19 protein-coding genes and 1 pseudogene are annotated in these 16,579 nt (G+C 68.1%); 10 read left to right on the top strand and 10 right to left on the bottom strand.

The window, feature by feature from the left end; all coding sequences use genetic code 11:
• Positions 1-110 precede the first annotated feature (110 nt).
• Both OG798_RS01800 and OG798_RS01810 read right to left on the bottom strand, forming a co-directional pair.
• The gene (locus OG798_RS01800) at positions 111-1,223 is read right to left on the bottom strand and encodes an alkene reductase (RefSeq protein WP_328756007.1); all 1,113 of its coding nucleotides are present in this window, start codon (positions 1,221-1,223) and stop codon (positions 111-113) included.
• A gap of 505 nt (positions 1,224-1,728) precedes the next feature.
• Complete coding sequence (locus tag OG798_RS01810) at positions 1,729-3,075, bottom strand: aldehyde dehydrogenase family protein (RefSeq protein WP_328756009.1); 1,347 nt, start codon at positions 3,073-3,075, stop codon at positions 1,729-1,731.
• A 169-nt stretch (positions 3,076-3,244) separates the two neighbouring features.
• Between OG798_RS01810 and OG798_RS01815 the strand changes: the two genes are divergently transcribed.
• Positions 3,245-3,598: an ArsR/SmtB family transcription factor gene (locus OG798_RS01815; protein ID WP_097228359.1), complete on the top strand. Its 354-nt coding sequence runs from the start codon at positions 3,245-3,247 to the stop codon at positions 3,596-3,598.
• Positions 3,599-3,798: 200 nt separating this feature from the next.
• Positions 3,799-4,677 (top strand): ATP-dependent DNA ligase, encoded by an 879-nt coding sequence (locus OG798_RS01820; RefSeq protein WP_328756010.1) that lies wholly within the window; start codon positions 3,799-3,801, stop codon positions 4,675-4,677.
• A gap of 1,487 nt (positions 4,678-6,164) precedes the next feature.
• On the opposite strand, the gene OG798_RS01825 is transcribed toward OG798_RS01820, so the two are convergent.
• On the bottom strand, positions 6,165-6,428 hold the full coding sequence (locus tag OG798_RS01825; protein WP_328756012.1) for a hypothetical protein: 264 nt from the start codon (positions 6,426-6,428) through the stop codon (positions 6,165-6,167).
• A gap of 129 nt (positions 6,429-6,557) precedes the next feature.
• Complete coding sequence (locus OG798_RS01830) at positions 6,558-7,337, bottom strand: hypothetical protein (protein WP_267060171.1); 780 nt, start codon at positions 7,335-7,337, stop codon at positions 6,558-6,560.
• An 81-nt stretch (positions 7,338-7,418) separates the two neighbouring features.
• Here OG798_RS01830 and OG798_RS01835 point away from each other — a divergent pair, with 81 nt between their 5' ends.
• Both OG798_RS01835 and OG798_RS01840 read left to right on the top strand, forming a co-directional pair.
• The gene (locus tag OG798_RS01835) at positions 7,419-8,327 is read left to right on the top strand and encodes an NAD-dependent protein deacetylase (RefSeq protein ID WP_121418032.1); all 909 of its coding nucleotides are present in this window, start codon (positions 7,419-7,421) and stop codon (positions 8,325-8,327) included.
• Positions 8,328-8,894: 567 nt separating this feature from the next.
• Complete coding sequence (locus OG798_RS01840) at positions 8,895-10,079, top strand: IS110 family transposase (RefSeq protein ID WP_328756013.1); 1,185 nt, start codon at positions 8,895-8,897, stop codon at positions 10,077-10,079.
• A gap of 8 nt (positions 10,080-10,087) precedes the next feature.
• Here the strand turns inward: OG798_RS01840 and OG798_RS01845 are convergent.
• Positions 10,088-10,988: pseudogene (locus tag OG798_RS01845) on the bottom strand (IS982 family transposase).
• A gap of 70 nt (positions 10,989-11,058) precedes the next feature.
• Here OG798_RS01845 and OG798_RS01850 point away from each other — a divergent pair.
• Complete coding sequence (locus OG798_RS01850; RefSeq protein ID WP_121418028.1) at positions 11,059-11,448, top strand: hypothetical protein; 390 nt, start codon at positions 11,059-11,061, stop codon at positions 11,446-11,448.
• A 250-nt stretch (positions 11,449-11,698) separates the two neighbouring features.
• The gene (locus OG798_RS01855; RefSeq protein ID WP_121418027.1) at positions 11,699-12,532 is read left to right on the top strand and encodes a YhjD/YihY/BrkB family envelope integrity protein; all 834 of its coding nucleotides are present in this window, start codon (positions 11,699-11,701) and stop codon (positions 12,530-12,532) included.
• A 436-nt stretch (positions 12,533-12,968) separates the two neighbouring features.
• Here OG798_RS01855 and OG798_RS01860 read toward each other — a convergent pair whose 3' ends face one another.
• From OG798_RS01860 to OG798_RS01880, 5 genes are all read right to left on the bottom strand, one after another.
• Positions 12,969-13,154, bottom strand: coding sequence for a hypothetical protein (locus OG798_RS01860; RefSeq protein ID WP_147474271.1), 186 nt, complete (start codon positions 13,152-13,154; stop codon positions 12,969-12,971).
• 239 nt (positions 13,155-13,393) lie between these two features.
• Positions 13,394-13,744 (bottom strand): ANTAR domain-containing protein, encoded by a 351-nt coding sequence (locus OG798_RS01865; RefSeq protein WP_443053691.1) that lies wholly within the window; start codon positions 13,742-13,744, stop codon positions 13,394-13,396.
• Between the two features lie 49 nt (positions 13,745-13,793).
• Positions 13,794-14,150, bottom strand: coding sequence for a PRC-barrel domain-containing protein (locus OG798_RS01870; protein ID WP_120988533.1), 357 nt, complete (start codon positions 14,148-14,150; stop codon positions 13,794-13,796).
• A complete protein-coding gene (locus OG798_RS01875) occupies positions 14,147-14,548 on the bottom strand; it encodes an ANTAR domain-containing protein (protein WP_120988530.1) in 402 nt (133 codons plus the stop codon). Before OG798_RS01875 ends, OG798_RS01870 begins: the two co-directional genes overlap by 4 nt.
• A gap of 83 nt (positions 14,549-14,631) precedes the next feature.
• On the bottom strand, positions 14,632-14,892 hold the full coding sequence (locus tag OG798_RS01880; protein WP_120988527.1) for a hypothetical protein: 261 nt from the start codon (positions 14,890-14,892) through the stop codon (positions 14,632-14,634).
• Between the two features lie 380 nt (positions 14,893-15,272).
• Here OG798_RS01880 and OG798_RS01885 point away from each other — a divergent pair, with 380 nt between their 5' ends.
• From OG798_RS01885 to OG798_RS01900, 4 genes are all read left to right on the top strand, one after another.
• Positions 15,273-15,479, top strand: a complete 207-nt coding sequence (locus OG798_RS01885) for a hypothetical protein (RefSeq protein WP_328756015.1) — start codon at positions 15,273-15,275, stop codon at positions 15,477-15,479.
• A 117-nt stretch (positions 15,480-15,596) separates the two neighbouring features.
• A complete protein-coding gene (locus OG798_RS01890; RefSeq protein ID WP_120988522.1) occupies positions 15,597-15,776 on the top strand; it encodes a hydrophobic protein in 180 nt (59 codons plus the stop codon).
• Positions 15,777-15,869: 93 nt separating this feature from the next.
• Positions 15,870-16,043, top strand: a complete 174-nt coding sequence (locus OG798_RS01895; RefSeq protein ID WP_120988519.1) for a CsbD family protein — start codon at positions 15,870-15,872, stop codon at positions 16,041-16,043.
• A gap of 63 nt (positions 16,044-16,106) precedes the next feature.
• On the top strand, positions 16,107-16,457 hold the full coding sequence (locus OG798_RS01900; protein ID WP_267060177.1) for a hypothetical protein: 351 nt from the start codon (positions 16,107-16,109) through the stop codon (positions 16,455-16,457).
• The last annotated feature ends 122 nt before the right edge of the window (positions 16,458-16,579 follow it).

Here is a 16,579-nt window from a genome sequence, read left to right on the forward strand (position 1 = left end):
GGTGATCGCCGGTGTGACCGCGGGCTCAAAGGGTCGGGCACAGTGTCGCCGGTCGGGCGCCTGTCCATGTGTGAGTGGGACTGCCGCATGGACAGGCGTGACCGTGGGCCTCAAGCCGCTTCGAGGAAGGGGTAGTCGGTGTAGCCCTCGGCGCCCGGCCCGTAGAACAGTTCCGGCCGCGGCTCGTTCTCCGGGTGGCCACCCTGCCAGCGCTCGACCAGGTCGGGGTTGGCGATGAGGGCCCGGCCCACGACCACGGCATCGGCGTGGTCGGCCTCGATCTGCTGGAGCGCCTGCTCGCGGGTGGTCTGCCCACCGAAGGGGCCGCTGTTGACGATCAGCTTGCCGTCGAAGCGCCGCCGCAGCTCCTGTACAAGGTCACCGCCCGGCTCGGCGTGCAGTACGGAGAGGTAGGCCAGGCCCAGCGGGCGCAGTTGGTCCATCAGGGTGCCGTAGGTGGCCAGGACGTCGTCCCGGTCGGTCTCGAAGACGTCCCCGAGGTCGACCTCCGGCGAGATCCGCAGCCCGACCCGCTCGGCACCGACGGCCTGGGCGACCGCCGTGACGACCTCGACGACGAAGCGGGCGCGGTTCTGCGGCGAGCCGCCGTATCCATCGGTGCGCTGGTTGGCCGCCGGGGAGAGGAACTCCTGGAGCAGGTAGCCGTTGGCGCCGTGGATTTCCACGCCGTCCGCTCCCGCCTCGACGGCCCGGCGGGCCGCGGCGACGAAGTCCTCCAGGGCTGCCCGGATCTCTGCGGTGGTCATCGCTTCCGGTACGGGGTAGGGCTGCTCGCCCTTCTCGGTGAACGTCTTATTGTCGATGGCGATCGCGCTGGGGGCGAGGATGCGGCGGCCGCCGTTGATGTCGGGGTGGGTGCCGCGGCCGGCGTGCATGATCTGCAGGACGATGCGGCCGCCCTCGGCGTGCACCGCCTCGAACACCCGCTGCCAGCCGGCCGCCTGCTCGTCGGTGGCGATGCCCGGCTCACCGACATACCCCTGCGACGCGTGGTCGGGGTAGGTGCCCTCGGTGATGATCATTCCGACGCTCGCCCGCTGCCGGTAGTACTCGACCATCAGGTCCCCGGGAATGCCGGAGGAACCGGCCCGGACCCGGGTCAGCGGCGCCATGACGATGCGGTTGGCGAGCTCGATCTTCCCGAGGGAGACGGGGGAGAAAAGCGACGAAACGGACGAAACTTCTGAAATGTTGACAGTCATGGGTTTCTTTCTTTCTGCAATACGGAGGAAAACGGGATGAAGGTCTGCGACGCAGGGGGTCCACGCTGTCCCGGCGGAGGCACGGATGCGGTCCTCGGGCAGGCGCGGGCCCGCTGACGGTGACGCGGTTCCATGACCGCGATCGGGGTGTGGGTGGTGCGGGCGGCGAACGCGGTGAGAGCCGCATGCCGTCGGCGTCGACGCCGGTCAAGCGGAACTGCCCGCCGGAGTAAGGGCGTTCGCTCCTTGCGCACGATCCGCAGTCAGCCAGGTGACGAAGTCATGGGTGCCGCCGCCGGGGTCGGTACAGATCGGTGTCTGCAGGCCGCGCCGCGACCGACTCCCTCGACGCGCCCCCGCGAAGAGGACCGATACACGGCTTCACCTGGTACACGCTTGCGGCGGTGGCGGGAACAGTGATCTCAGCGTTCCTCGTTCGCACCGGCCTGAGGCACTTCCGGCGGCCGATCGGCCATCGGACAGCCTGCTTCGGGAGAGCGCGGGGCTAGTTGAGCGGCACGTCCGCGACGGCCTTGAGGTGGCTGAACGTCTCGAGGGAGTACCGGCCGTGGTAGCGGCCCATGCCGCTTTCGCCGACGCCACCGAAAGGCAGTCCCGGCATGAGCAGTTGCATCACCGGCTGGCCCCAGGCGACGCCGCCGGAGGACGTCTCCTTCACGAGGCGCGACTTGGTGGCCTCGGACGTGGTGAAGGCGTAGAGCGCGAGGGGCTTTTCGCGTTCGTTGATGAAGGCGATGGCGGCATCGAGGTCGGCGACTTCGACGACGGCGAGGATCGGACCGAAGATCTCCTCCTGCATGACCGGCGATGCGGGGTCGACATCGGTGAGCACGGTCGGTGCGATGAACAGGTCGTCGCGGTCGTGCTGGCCTCCCACCGCCGCCCGGCCGGAGTCCAGCAGACGGGTGAGCCGGTCGAAGTGCCGCTCGTTGATGATCCGGCCGAAGTCGGCTGCGGTCTGCGGGGTGGTGCCGAACTGGGCGTCGACCGCCGCGCGCAGGGCGGGGACCAGCGCGGCGGCGGTGGCAGGATCGGCCAGAACGTAGTCGGGGGCTATGCACTGCTGCCCCGCGTTGCCGAACTTGGCGCCGACCAGCCGCTTCGCGGTCTCGTCCACGTCGGCGTCGGGGGCCACGAAGACCGGTGACTTGCCTCCGAGTTCGAGCGTGACGGGGGTGAGGTTCTTGGCGGCTGCGGCCATGACGAGCCGGCCGACCGTGCCATTGCCGGTGTAGAAGATCTGGTCGAAACGCTCCGCCAGGAGGGCCGTGGTCTCCTCGGCGCCCCCCTCGACCACGGTGAGCACGTCGGCGTCGAAGTACTCACGCAGCAGGCGTGAAGCGACCGCCGAGGTGTGCACCGACATCTCGCTCGGCTTGGCCACCACGGTGTTCCCGGCGGCCAGCGCGCCGATGATGGGGTCGATGAGAAGGTGCAGCGGGAAATTCCACGGAGCGATCACCAGGACGACCCCGAGCGGGTCGTACGTGGTGTAGGCCGTTGTCGTGGGACCGAAGTGGGCAGGAACCTCCACCGGCCGAGGCTGAAGCCAGTTTTCGAGATTCGCCAGCGCCTCGTCGATGTCGGCGACGGTGAAGTCGATCTCCTGCACCTTCGCCTCGGCGGCGTTCTTCCTCAGGTCCGCCCAGAGCGCTTCGATCAGTTCCTGCTCGTTCTCGACCAGCAGGGCCCGCAGCCGCTGCAGCTGGCTGACGCGCCAGTCCAGTCCGCGGGTGACGCCGGTGTTGAACGTCGCACGAAGGCGGCCGACCACATCCGCGGCCGTTTCGCTCTGGTGCGTCCTCGGCTCGGTCGCCTGTGTTGTGGTCATGAGGTGTGCTCCGTTCTTGATGCAGGCCGCGCCGTCAAAGGCGTTCGTGGCATGCCGTAGTACCGGTGATGGGCAACCCGGTGGATGACGGATGAAGGGTCAATCCGTGCCTTCACTGTAGCCCATGTACGCACTAACGCGAACATAGGGCAGGGGCTATTCTTTTCTCATGGCCAGTCGCACCTCATCCCCCCTCGTCCACCCCGACACGGACGACCTCGACCTCTTCAAGATCATGAGCGCGCTGACCGACGAGACCCGGCTCACCATCGTCGTCACCCTCTCCGTCTCCCCTGGCCTGGCCTGCAGCGGCTTCACGCAGGACGTCACCGCGTCCGTACTCACCCGCCACTTCCGCGTCCTGCGCGAGGCCGGTCTCATCCGGCAGCACGACGTCGGCACCCGCCGTTTCAACACTCTGCGCAAGGAAGATCTGGACCAGCGCTTCCCCGGACTGCTCGACCTCGTCCTCAAGGAGAGCGTCGGCCGCGTGGAGCCCTACGTGAACACCGAGTGCGCCTGACGCTCTGGCAGAGCCGACGGACCGGCGAGCTAGTTCAGAGAAGTCACCAGGCCAAAGGAAATGGCGCCGCTCCACAGCGGTCGGGGCATCACAGACCTCCACGACAACCCCGAGCCCCACCAGCCTAAAAGCCCCCAGAGCGGCCCGCTTCCCGACAACACCGACGCGCACCACAGCCGACACCGCCGCAGGCTGGACGGGTGGACTGGCCCGCCTCCGTCGCCCTCGCACAGTCCGTACCGGAACTTCCCACCGGCACGGACTGGAGCTACGAGGTGAAACTCGACGGCCACCGAATGATCATGTGGCGGACCGGCGACGGAGTCCGGCTGCAGGCCCGCTCCGGACGCGACGTCACCGCCGCATGGGGCGACCTCGCCCTCGCCGGCTTGTACCTCCCGGCCGGGACCGTTCTCGACGGCGAGGCCGTCATCACCACCGAGGGCGGACGGATCAGCTTCGAGGCTGCCCAGGCCCGAGCCGCCTCCTCCCCCACCCGCGCCCGCCGCCTGGCCACCCAGCGCCCCGCCCACTACATCGCCTTCGACGCCCTGCAACTGCCGTCGCCGACCGGGGACATACGAGCACGCCCGTACAGCGAGCGCCGCACAGCCCTCCTCAACCTCCTGGCAGGACTGCCCGCGAACACCCCGATCCAGGCCGTCTCCGCCACCACCGACCGCGACACCGCACTCACCTGGTACACCACCCTCCACCACCAGGGCATCGAAGGCATCGTCGCCAAACGCACCACCGCCCCCTACCGAGCCGGCCGCACCGGGACATCTTGGTTGAAGATCCGCCACGCGGACACGATCGACGCGACCGTCGCCGGGTTCACCGGCACCGCACGCCAGCCGCGAGCCCTCGCTGTACGGCTCCCCGGCGGACGCGTCGCGCTGTCCCAGCGCCTGACCACGGTGCTCGCGGCCTCCGTCGCCCCGTGTCTGGTCCCCCAGCCCGGGCGCGCGTACACGCAGGGCGGCGACGCCTACACACCCGCGAGCGAGGAGATCATCGTGGAGGTCGTGGCAGGCACCACCCGGCATGCGATGGTCACCGTGGTCCGCCTGCGCTGACCCAACCGCAGGCCCCGGCCGCCCCTGGGCCCTGACGATCGGACGGGCCAGCTCCAAATCTACTCTTCGCTGGGAGGCTCCTCTCGCCATGCCTTCCGGGCACGGTGCAAGGAACGGAAGACGCCCGGCAGCTGATCCAGGATGCCTTTGACGGCGAAGAGGAGAACCGATACCACGCCTGCGCTGGCGAGGACGGTGAGAACGGCAGCGTCGCCCACCGGTCATGACCTTTCCCTGTAGGTGGTCAAACCGATGCGCACGGCAAGTGCAGTTCGACCACCAAATACGTGGACAGAACTGACTCCCTGCCGACACCAAGAATTCAGGGCTCGGCCAAGCCCCGAGCTGGCCTACTGCGGTACAGCGTGCAGGGCGAGGCCCTGCGGGTTCACCACCGCTCCCCCGGCCACCCTGTGTCGGGGGCATACCGGCTTCGCGAAGGTCTTCCTGGCACCCCAACGTTGCGCCGGGCCGCCCAGGGAGCGGACAGTCCGAGCTTTGCGCTCGAACTGAGATTGCCCGGAACGTAGCACAACTCTCCTCAGGCGCTTGGCCTGTTGGCGTCACACAGGGTTCGTGCGCTATAGGGGAAGAGGGCGCACCCAACGGAACCACCCACTCTCGCCCAGCCATGTAGGAGCAACCGACCCAGACCAGCCCGCAGACCAGATCCGGATCGTTCCCGTCACGACGCAACGCGAGCAGACGACCAGACCAGCGCCAAGCACTCCCGCCCCAAGCCACCGGCGGCCCCACGGGCTTCCGGAGCAGGCTTGCCACCATCCGCAACATGACGCAGCCCCGGCCAAGGAGACCCAGCCGGGGCTTGTGGTCGTGAAGGGCGGTCGCCTACGCGGCGAAAGGCTCCATGAGGCTTCAGCCGAACGATCGTCCTCATGGGCTATAGGTGAGGCCCGGGGACACTGTCCCCTTCACAACCACGCTCCCCATAACGAGGACGCACCCGCAGATGTTCCCGGCACTCTCCGGCGGGTCAAGCCCCGGTCCGGGCCGAACCGGCCGTCCAGCCTCCCGGGTGATCTCGCCCGCTCCTCCAACCGCAGCAGCTGGTAGGCGCGGAGGCCTGCCCGCCGGCCGCGTCCCGACAGACGGCGGCGACTTCGTCACCCGTCCCGCAGGGCGGAGCCCGGCAGCTGGCCCGGCGCGCCGAAGGCGTACGCACCGACGCCCGCGGAGGTTTGGCCCGTGGGCGTCGGTGCGTACGGCGGCTGGCCTGGGGAGAACGGATCTTCCTGCGGTACGGAGGGGAGGTGGCAGCGGTCAGCCCCGCTTCAGGTGGCAGAGGGAACCGGTGCCTCACATTGACCGAGGCCCCTCACCAGATGCCCGAGATGGAGTGAGGCGTGCGACCACATGTCTCACTAGGACCGGGACCGGCTCAGCTTCGCAGAGACGGTCAGCTGGTCCCCCGCCTGAGCTCTGCGCACAGCCCCGGGGCACGGCTGGGACCAGGCCTCGTGCCCTTCTCAGGCCGGGCCGGGGGTATGGCCGGCTGGGGGTGAGTCCGGGTCCTGCCAGGTCCACGGGTCGGCGAGGGAGCCGTCCGTTTCGAGCCCGAGGCGCATGTACGCATCCGGGGATTCGTTGCGGATCCGAGCCAGTCCTCCCAGAGCGCCGAGGTGCCCGGCGTCGACGGCGAGCCGGTACATCCGGGCTGCGCCCTGCTCGTCTCCCTGCCATTTCGGCGATCCGGGCCAGGGCGTACGGGGCATCGGCTTTGGCGGCCTCACGGGCAAGGTGCTCCGCCTGGCCAAGGCTGTGGCGCCAGCCAGCGGACAACGCTTGCCCTGTCAGGATGTAGATGAGGCGGCGGAGCTCACCCTCGTGCCAGGCCTCCGGGTCCGAGGACGGTGATGGCATCACCTCGTATTCGAGCTGCACAGTTCCTCCCTGCCGAAGGATCCCAGTGCCAGGCGTGCGTGGGGGGCGCCGCTTCTGGCGGCGGCATGAGCGATCCCGAGGGCGGTTGGCCGGTCCCCAGCCCGGTTGTGCAGGAGCGCGAGCAGAACCATGGCGCCTATGTACCCCTGCTCGGCCGCGGGACTGACGAGCCGCAGTGCGCCTTCCCGGTCTCCCGCGTACTCCCTTGTCCTTGCCAGCACCACACGCGCTTCGAGACTGCCCATCCTGACAGCGGCGCCGTAGAGCAGCGACGCGTACCGGAACCGGCCTCGCGCCCGGGCTGCGTCGGCGAGGTGGGTGAGATCGGCGCCGTTGGTGAGATGGACGGAGGCGGCCTCCCAGAAGGAGGGCGGCGGGCAACGCGCCCATCGGGTCTGACGGCCGTGCTGCTCAAGGTAGTCGGCCAGACGCAGCACACCGGGCAGGGCGCCCATGCCAGAGGGACGCGGTACTTCCTGTAGCGGACGGGTGGTGTCCTTGATGAGAGTTCGGGCATATGCGAGCGCGCCGGTGAACCAGTCGGGATCGGCCTGACTGCGCTGCTGGTCGCTCAGGTAGCCGGGGGCGGCGGCCTCAAGGAAGGACAGTGAGAGGAGGGGCAGGCGCAGGCGACGGGCGTCTATGGCCACGGCGATCAGCGCGCTGCCGTAGATGCCGTGCTCGCCTGCCGGTTGCTCGTAGTGGCGGACGAGATCCGGTCCAGCGGCGATGACGGGCCGAGCGGGGCGCAGCGGCACGCGCGGGATGTCCCACTTCGAGCCAACGGCACCATCGACGGCGGAAGCGGGTGGTGGCAGCCGGTTTCGTACCCTGGCGGCATGCGCATGCGCCCCACTCTGAGTTGGACCCCTACCGAGGACCTGCCGCCGGCCACCACGGATCTGGAGCCGGTCACCGATGCGCTGCGCACAGGCGGTGTGCTAGTGCTCAGCGGGGCGGGCATCTCCACGGAGTCGGGCATACCCGACTACCGGGGCGACGGCGGGAGCCTCGTCCGGCACACCCCGATGACCTACCAGGACTTCACCGCCAGCGCCCAGGCCCGACGCCGGTACTGGGCGCGCAGCCACCTCGGCTGGCGTACCTTCGGCCGCGCCCGCCCCAACGCCGGGCACCGGGCCGTGGCCGCGTTCGGGCGGCACGGCCTGCTCTCGGGTGTGGTCACCCAGAACGTCGACGGCCTGCACCAGGCCGCTGGCAGCGAGGGCGTCGTGGAACTTCACGGAAGCCTGGACCGGGTCGTCTGTCTTTCCTGCGGCGCCTTCAGCCCGCGCCGCGAAGTCGCACGGCGGCTGGAGGAGGCCAATGTGGGCTTCGAGCCGGTGGCCGCCGGAACCAACCCGGACGGTGACGCCGACCTCACCGACGACCAGGTCGGGGACTTCCGCGTGGTGCCCTGCACGGTCTGCGGCGGCATCCTCAAACCGGACGTGGTGTTCTTCGGCGAGGCCGTTCCGCCACGGCGGGTCGAGCACTGCCGCAAGCTGGTCCGTGAGGCGGCCTCGCTGCTGGTCCTGGGTTCTTCACTGACGGTGATGTCCGGGCTCCGGTTCGTCCGCCAGGCGGCCAAGGCCGGGAAGCCGGTGCTGATCATCAACCGGGACCCGACTCGGGGCGACGCGCACGCCGTCGCCCGGGTCGCGCTCCCGCTGGGAACGGCCCTCACCACCATGGCCGACCGGCTGGGCATCCCCGCCGACGACGAGGCGGCGGCCCGGGCGAGGTAGTGACAGCGGGGAGTAGTAAGTGCAGGGAGGAGCCGGGCAGAGGAGGCTGGAGGCAGGCTCCGAGGTAGCCGACGACGAGTCCGCCCAGGCCGCAGGCGAAGCCGAGGAACCAAATCGATGCCGCCCGTCGGCAACGGTCCGTCGTCGAAGACCGTTGCCCCGCCTGGGCCGGGGCGGGAGATGCCACCTCAGCTCCCGGTCTCCAAGTCCATTCGTGCAGTCGTCCTTGCGCTCCTGTCCTCCAGGGCCACAGGGGCAGAGTTATGCCCAGCTCCCGCATAAGTCGGTCGCCGACCGGTTGGGCGGCTTCGCTAGTCGAGTCATTCCGATGTGATCAGTGGTCCCTACCTTGTTGATCGGGATGAGCGAGCCATTCGTAGGGTTGGCTCACCCAGGGGTGTCGGGTGTGGCTTTCAGTGGTCTGCCGTCCGTGGCTTCCTACGATTCGCCGCCCGACGCCCCACGACGACTCGGCTGCTGATTAGGAATCGCGATCCGATCGCTGAGTAGGGACTCGCCAGCGAGGTCGTCTGTGGTGCAGGTAGGCGAGCGACCCGTGGAGAGCGCGTGACAGCGATTTGGGCCGGCATCGATGCCGGCAGGACCCATCACCATTGCGTGGTGATCGACGACACCGGCAAGCGGCTGCTGTCGCGGCGCGTGGCCAACGACGAGTCGGAATTACTGAAGCTCCTGGCCGATGTCCTCGCTCTGAGCGTTGAGGTCACCTGGGGCATCGACCTGGCCGACGGCGGCGCCGCCCTGCTGATCGATCTGCTGCTCAACCACGGCCAGCACATGCTCTACATCCCCGGCCGGGCCGTCAGCCGTGCCTCCGAGGGTTACCGGGGCGAAGGCAAGACCGACGCCAAGGACGCCGCGATCATCGCCGACCAGGCCCGGATCCGCCGAGACCTGCAACCCTTGCGGCCGGGTGACGAACTCGTCGCTGAGATCAAGGTACTCACCGGCCATCGCCGCGACCTCGCCGACGACCGCACCCGCGTGATCAACCGGCTCCACAACCACCTCACCAGCATCTTTCCCGCTCTGGACCGGGCTCTGGACCCCACCAACGCCGGCCCGCTGATCCTGCTGACCGGCTATCAGACCCCAGCCGCCATCCGCAGGACCGGGGCCCGGAGGCTGGAGACCTGGCTGCGTAACCGCAAGGTCCGCGGTGCTGCCCAGCTCGCCGAGACGGCCCTGGCGGCTGCCGAGAGCCAGCACACCAGCGTGACCGGGGAGAAGCCGACAGCCCAGCTCGTGCACACGCTCGCCAGGGAGGTGATGCGCCTCAACGAGCAAATCGCCGAGACCGACAAGCTCATCGAGGCCCGGTTTCGCGAGCACAAACACGCCGAGGTGATCGCGAGCATGCCCGGCATCGGGCCTTTGCTCGGCGCCGAGTTCCTCGCCGTCACCGGCGGCGACATGGCGGCCTTCGACAGCCCGGACCGCCTCGCCGGGTTCGCCGGCGTCGCCCCCGCTCCCCGCGACTCGGGCAAGATCAGCGGCAACCTGCACCGGCCCAGACGTTACAGTCGGCGACTCCAACGCGTCTTCTACACCTCCGCGCTGATCAGCATCCGCTGCTGCGAGGAATCCCGCCGCTTCTACGACCGCAAACGCGCCGAGGGCAAACGGCACACCGTCCTCGCCCTCGCCCGCCGCCGGGTCAACGTCCTGTGGGCCCTGTTGCGTGACGGACGGTGCTACGAACCCATACCCCCCGTCACAAACGCCGCTTGACAAAGAGATTAGGAATCGTAGGCGATCAGTGAGCGTAGGACGGTTTGTCCGGTGGCGTCGTTGTGCCAGATCGCGGCGGTCAGCGCGAGGATGCGTTGCATGACGCGGGCTATGACACCTCCGGGTGTGCGCCCTCGGTGCCGTTCGAGGTCAAGCTGTCCCTTGAAGGTCTCGTTGATCGATTCGATGACCTGTCGCAGCGGCTTGAACAGGGCTGCGCCAGGCCGTTCCCGTTCACCTTTACAGGCAGGCCGCAGCAACTGGACTCCATGCTCGGACAGTTCGCGTTCGAAACCACGGCCGAAGTAGTTCTTGTCGCCGATGAGAGTCTGTCGGGGGCGCTCTCGCAGAAGCTCGCATTCGGCTGCCAGGAGGCCAAGGAGGGTCTCGCGTTCGTCGGCCTTGGCCCCGGTCAGGGCGAAGGCGATGGGCAGGCACTGAAGCGTGCAGACCAGGTGCAGGCGCAGGCCCCAGAAGAAGCGGCTGTGGCTGGCGCAGTAGCCGCATTCGGCCCAACCTGCCAGGTCGGAGCGTTTGACGGCCGCATTCCACGGGGGTGGAGTCCACGACCCATACGTCGTCGCTCCACACCGAGGTGGTGGTGGCCAGGATCCGGTTGACGCTTCGCATCAGACCGGCGGCCTTGCGCAGCCGCTTGTTGTAGCCGGGCTGCTGGGACAGGTAGGGGAAGAGGTGGCGCAGGTAAGCATGGGCATGGCGGAGCCATTTGGCCTCGGAGGTGTAGCCGAGTATGGCCTGCATCGTGGCGAGGGTGACCAGTTCGGCATCGCTCAGGCGGGGCGTAATGCCGACCGGCGGCCGCCACGGCGCCAGGTCGGGATGCTCCTTCAGCATGTCGTCGGTCGTCGCATAGAGTGCTGTCGCGAGGGTGTCCACGTCGTTCGCCACAAAACGATCTTGGACACCCTCGTTCTCGTCTCCGCAGGCACCCCTTGGACCACACCACCAGGAGGAACCAGTGTCATACCCGCAACTGCTCACCCCCGAGGAGAAGCTCGCCGACGCGAAGAAGCTGTTGAGCCTCCCGCGTATCGTCGTAATCTGCGGCTCCACCCGCTTCATGACCGAGATGAACGAGGCCGATCTGCGGGAGACCAAAGCCGGAAAGATTGTCGTCAAACCGGGCTGTGACATGAAGTCGCCGCACGAACTTTGGTCCGATCCTGTCGAGGCCGAGGCGCTGAAGGTTCGGCTCGACGATCTGCACCGGGCGAAGATCCGGCTCGCTGATGAGATGCTCGTAGTCGGCGACTACATCGGAGACAGCGCCCGAGCCGAAATCGCCTACGCCCGGTCGCTGGGCAAGCCCGTGCGGTTCACGCACCCCGAAGTCGACCCTGACGCCTGACCGCCCGCTGCCACCTCGACAACCAGGGCCGGCAGCCCGCCGCCTGACCGTCTCGCGGTGGCTTCGGCCGCCGCCCACCCCACACCCTCCGCAGGCACCCCTTGGAATTGATCATCTAGGATCCACGACGTTGTGGTTGCGCCACTCACGGATATCGGCTTCCTGGATCACGGCCTCCTCCTGAGCCGTTCGGGAAGCTGTGCGTCGCGCCCTCGTGGGGCGCCGGTGTCGACTGTGGTAGTCGACAGGCATGCCGATGAAGACCTCGGGTGCCGCGGGCCGTTCCTCTCTGTTCGAACGGCTGGGCCGCGTGATCAGCCATTCGCCAATCGGACGCGGATGGCGGCGGAGCAGCGATCTGGAGCTGGGGCAGCGTTCGCTGGGCTTCGCCGCGCTGGGGTTCCTCACACTGGTGCCGCTGCTGATCATTGTCTCCTCGGCCGATCCAGAGCATGGGCGGGGATTCGCGCAGTGGCTGGGGGAAGGACTCGGCGTGTCGACGACCTCCAGAGAACATGTGGAGCAGTTGTTCACCCTCCCCAGTCAGGCACTGCGGACCACGACCGCGTTCGGAATTGCCGTCCTCGCCGCTTTCGGCCTGGCCTTCGGGGTAGCGGTGCAGTCCGGCTATGAGAAGGTCTGGGATATGCCCCCGGCCCGCTGGTGGGCCAGGTGGCGCCATGTGGTGTGGCTCGGCGTACTCATCGGCTACCTCTTCGCTTCCGCCACCACCACGCTGCGACCCGAGTCCCTGGCCGGCGCGTTCGCCGCATCGCTGAGCGCCGTCCTGTTCTTCTGGTGGTCGCAGCGGATACTGCTCGGCGGGCGGGTTCGCTGGCACGCCCTGTTGCCCGGCGCGGTGGCTACCATGGTCGGGCTGCTCGGTCTCAGGGTCTTCTCCCGGCTCGTCTACTCGCCACTGATCGCATCCAACGCCATCACCTACGGCCCCGTCGGAACCGTCCTGGTCATCCAGTCATGGCTGGTCGGTGTGGGCGTCGTCGTATTCGGCGGTGCGCTGGTCGGCCGACTGCTCCACGAGGAGCTCCCACGCGTGGCACGTGCACTGAAACGGCGAGGATGAGACGCAACCTCGGCGCAAACGGACGCCCGATGCCAGTGAGGCGTGCGCCCGATCAGCGTGCATCAGACCCTCGCGTGGACAACGGCCATACACGGCGAACAATAGATCTTCGGTCGGCGTGTCATCGAGGACCGGCCTGGCACGCACGGTTTGCGCGACTTTCTGTCCGCACAGTGTGGTGCGGACATCGCCCTTGGCCCTTACGTGCCACATGACCCCGGCACCGGTCGTCGCAGGATCGGTCTCCTCGGTGGAGGGGCCACCCTAACTGGCGAGTTGCAGTTCACCCCCGAGTGCCTTCACCAGGCGGCGCCGGTGGGCGGTCCGATCTGGCTGGTAGCCAACCACCGGCAGGATCCGTACTGCCGTGAATGAGTGGTGCGGATAACGTGCGCGTGATGGTCCTGGCGAGGAGAAGCACGTGCCCGCCGAAGATTCAGACCACCATGTCGACAACGAGGTAGGCGGCGCCGGCTTCGTCCGAATGCTTGCCGATCCTCCCAATGCTGCCGCCAGCGGCTTCCACCGTGAAACCGATTGCGTTGATTACCGCGCCGTGGCCGATGGCCGGATCGTAACCCCATACGTCGCACACGAAATATTCGTCCTCGAAAATCTTCAAGAAGACACGGCAGACTTCTATTCGCCGAACTGACGTCGGCTGGGTCCCCCATCGGGCTTCGCCAAACATTCGGGCCGGTCTCCCGCACATCGGCAGATGTCCGAAGAGGACGCGCAGACGGAGACGGTTTGCCATCACCAGAGTTGGGATACCCGACAGAGCCTCCCATGGCCGGCGGACAAAGGCACCGGAGGGTTGAGCTCACAGCCCCCGGTGCCGTCCGCTGAGCGCGCATGCCGTCATCTCCCGGCTCCCGCGTAAAGGCGCCGCAGCGCCCGGCGCAGCTCCCGCTGTATCTGCCCCGGGAGCGTCTCGTCCCTCGTCGTGGCGACCAGGGCTGCAGCCACGTTCCGGAGTTTGACGTTGCAGTGCTGCGATACGTCCACCAGCAGGTCCCAGGCCCGCTCACTGGAACACGGTGCCAGGACCATCACCATGCCGCGCGCCTGGTCGATCACCGCACGGCTCGCCAGCGCCTGCTCCAACTGCTCATTCCTGGCGCGTAGTTCGACAACCTCGGCCAGTAGAGCCGTTTCCTCCGCCGAAGCCACGGCCGTCAACAGCCGCCGTTCTTCACGGGGCGTGGTCACCTGGTGCATGGTCCGTACCTCACAGGCCAGCCATCCTGTCCATAGGCGGTCAGCGGCGCGCCAGTTGCCGTTCGCCGGCCGCACCGGGCTTGTAGGCCAGCCCGTAGTGCTTGAAGATCGCTTCCTCCTGTTCGGCGGGCAGCACGTCGTCGGTGCCGATCGAAGGAGCCTGTTTCACCAGGGTTTTCACATAGCCGACCTTGAGATAGTCCGGCCCGGCAATCGCATCATCGATGGGGACGAAGAGCAGACGGTGCCGGGTGGGCAGTCCGGTCCGTACCGTGGCCACGGCCGGCTCGTCCGTGGTGGTGTCCACATAGACCGCTTCGAGCATACCGATCTTGTGGCCCTCGGTATCGACGACGTCGCGGTTGCGCCATTCGCGGACGTCGGCTGCGTGAATCATGGCCTTCCCCTTCCGGTCGGCTCATCCGCCGGTGGTGAGTCGCACCCCCGGTCTTCCGCGTAAAGCCGCCGCAGTGCGCGCCGAAGTGCCCGCTGCATCAGCTGCGAGAGCGGCTCCCCCTCCCAGGCGGCGGCCACGGCCGCAGCCACCTCTGGGAGTTTGGTGTTGCACTGTCGCGAGATATCCACCAGCAGGTTCCTGGCCGGCCCACGGCGGCAAGGGGCCAGGACCATGACCATGCCGCAGGCCTGGTCGATGACCGCACGGCCGGCCAGCGCCCGCCGCAACTGATCGATCTCGGCGCGCAGCGACGCGACATCCTGTTCGGCCGGATTCCCTACCGAGGCCTCGGCCGTCAGGTCCCACCAATCCCTTGGGAGCGTGGTTGTGCGATGCATGGCACGTACCTCTCCACGATTTCGGCGCGTCCGGTGTGGCTGAAGCCGTCCCGGAACCTCTGGATGCCAGGCCAGTTCATCGGTCACCCACGGCGTTCGCGGTCCCGACGGTCCTCGCGCCTCCAGCGCGCCCGGTGCTGACGGCTGTAGCGACGGTCCCAGCGGTCCTGACGTTCCCGGTACTCCCCATAATCGGACCCGCCGCCAAGGCCCCGGCCTCCACCACGATCGCGACCGTAGCGGGTGGCGCCGAAGACCAGCACGGCCGCGGCCACCCACCAGAGGGGATGGAGGAAGCCGAAGCCGAACAAGACCACGATCAGGATGAGAAGCAGAATGAACACGGCGAGACTCCCCGGGAGCGGAACAAGGTATCACTGCCGGGGACTGGGGCCTGTGCGAACAGCGTAGTCCTGCCCCGAGGTTACGGATAGCGCCCCACGTAACCGTCTTCCACCCGGTGTAGATGGCCACCTGTCGTCTGTTCCGGGAGTGCGGCGAGGGCTAGCATGCGCGGTACGGCCCCGGCCCCCGGCAGCGTCGATCGCCTCTCGCGTTCCTTCGGGGGCGCACCTTGCGCATCAGTGCCGGAACCTGCCCCGCCACCAACTGGCCGCTCCCGCACTCGCAGTCGCCACGCGACCCCGGCGCAGCCTCGATGCACTCCAAGGGGCACCGATCTACTGCCCGCAGCGTCGCACGCATCCCACCGCAGGCGGTACGCATGTACGTACTGATCGTTCCGGCTTCGACTCCCTTGGTCCTGCTCGCCACCATGCTGGGCCTGTTCTGGTGGGGGGACCGCATCCTGCCGCCGGCCGAGCCGGTCGACGCTCCCGCCGAGGCTCCGTTTGTCCCAGCGGCCCCTGCCCAGATCGCAGAACTCCCCCGTTTCGGCACTGCGTTGACAACGGAAGTCGCCGGGCGTTGACTGACAGCACGGCGTAGGGCGATGCCACTCCGAATTGTTCGGGGACTGCATTCCACCTACCCACTTCGCCCGGACCCCGCGGAACTCAGGAACTTCCCGCGATCTGGAGGCCCGGCGATGTTGTGGATTCTTCTCCTTCTGCTGATCCTGGTGGTGTTCGGGTTCGGCTTCACCATGCAGGCCCTGTGGTGGGTCGCCGCCATACTGCTGGTCGTCTGGATCGCCGGCTTCGCGATGCGCGGGCGCGGCGGTGGCAGGCGCGGCGGCGGCCGCCGGTACGGCCGCAGTCGCGGCTAGCCCACACCAGGCGCTCTCCCCCGCCCGCGAGAACAGCGGCCTGTACAGCAATCACGCGCGGAAGCCCATCCAGAGAACGAGCAGAGGACAACCATGAGCGTCGGACAGACGATCAAGCACAAGACGCAGGCACTCAAGGGCCGGGTCACCGAACGCATCGGCCGGACCACCCGCAACAGGCGACTGCAGCGTGAAGGCAGGACCGACCAGATCTCCGGAAACCTGAAGCAGTCCGGCGACAAGGCCAAGAACGCCTTCAGGCGGTGACCAACAGGCCCCGGGTGGTGCTCACGTCGTGTGGACACCAGCCGAGAGCCAGAGAAGGCCACCATGCTCACCATCGTGATCATCGCCGTGATCGTCATCGCGGCGGTCAGCTTCAAGCAGCACGGCTCCCTCGATGAGCAGCCGTTGTCGCCCGAGGACCGGGCGCAGTACGCGGCACAGTGGCGCAGTGGGCCGACGTCCAGGAACAGTTCGTCGACTCGCCGCAGAAGGCCGTCACCGGCCGACACACTCCTTGCCGGCCTGGCGAGGGACCGCGGCTTCCCCGACGGCGAGCGGTTCGAAGAGCAGCTCGCCACTCTCTCCGTCCACCACGCCGCCCATATCCACGGCTACCGCAGCGTGCACACAGCGGCGCGCGGCCAAAGCGTCACCGAGGAGATGCGGGAGGCATGATCGAGGCCCGAAGCCTCTTCGAGACACTGGTAACCGAACAACCAGTCGACTCCGACCCGCGCCGCCCGCAATCCCCCGACGGTCAAGGCCACGCGCCGTGGGCACTGCACCGACGCCACGCG

It is taken from the genome of Streptomyces sp. NBC_00271, from assembly GCF_036178845.1.
Classification (GTDB): Bacteria; Actinomycetota; Actinomycetes; order Streptomycetales; family Streptomycetaceae; genus Streptomyces.

Bases quoted from the DNA above. Each gene is read 5' to 3' on its own strand.
- OG798_RS01810 (WP_328756009.1), bottom strand. From the start codon at position 3,075: ATGACCACAACACAGGCGACCGAGCCGAGGACGCACCAGAGCGAAACG.
- OG798_RS01800 (WP_328756007.1), bottom strand. From the start codon at position 1,223: ATGACTGTCAACATTTCAGAAGTTTCGTCCGTTTCGTCGCTTTTCTCC.
- OG798_RS01875 (WP_120988530.1), bottom strand. From the start codon at position 14,548: ATGCATCGCACAACCACGCTCCCAAGGGATTGGTGGGACCTGACGGCC.
- OG798_RS01815 (WP_097228359.1), top strand. From the start codon at position 3,245: ATGGCCAGTCGCACCTCATCCCCCCTCGTCCACCCCGACACGGACGAC.
- OG798_RS01870 (WP_120988533.1), bottom strand. From the start codon at position 14,150: ATGATTCACGCAGCCGACGTCCGCGAATGGCGCAACCGCGACGTCGTC.
- OG798_RS01895 (WP_120988519.1), top strand. From the start codon at position 15,870: ATGAGCGTCGGACAGACGATCAAGCACAAGACGCAGGCACTCAAGGGC.
- OG798_RS01885 (WP_328756015.1), top strand. From the start codon at position 15,273: ATGTACGTACTGATCGTTCCGGCTTCGACTCCCTTGGTCCTGCTCGCC.
- OG798_RS01900 (WP_267060177.1), top strand. From the start codon at position 16,107: ATGCTCACCATCGTGATCATCGCCGTGATCGTCATCGCGGCGGTCAGC.
- OG798_RS01835 (WP_121418032.1), top strand. From the start codon at position 7,419: ATGCGCATGCGCCCCACTCTGAGTTGGACCCCTACCGAGGACCTGCCG.
- OG798_RS01855 (WP_121418027.1), top strand. From the start codon at position 11,699: ATGCCGATGAAGACCTCGGGTGCCGCGGGCCGTTCCTCTCTGTTCGAA.
- OG798_RS01890 (WP_120988522.1), top strand. From the start codon at position 15,597: ATGTTGTGGATTCTTCTCCTTCTGCTGATCCTGGTGGTGTTCGGGTTC.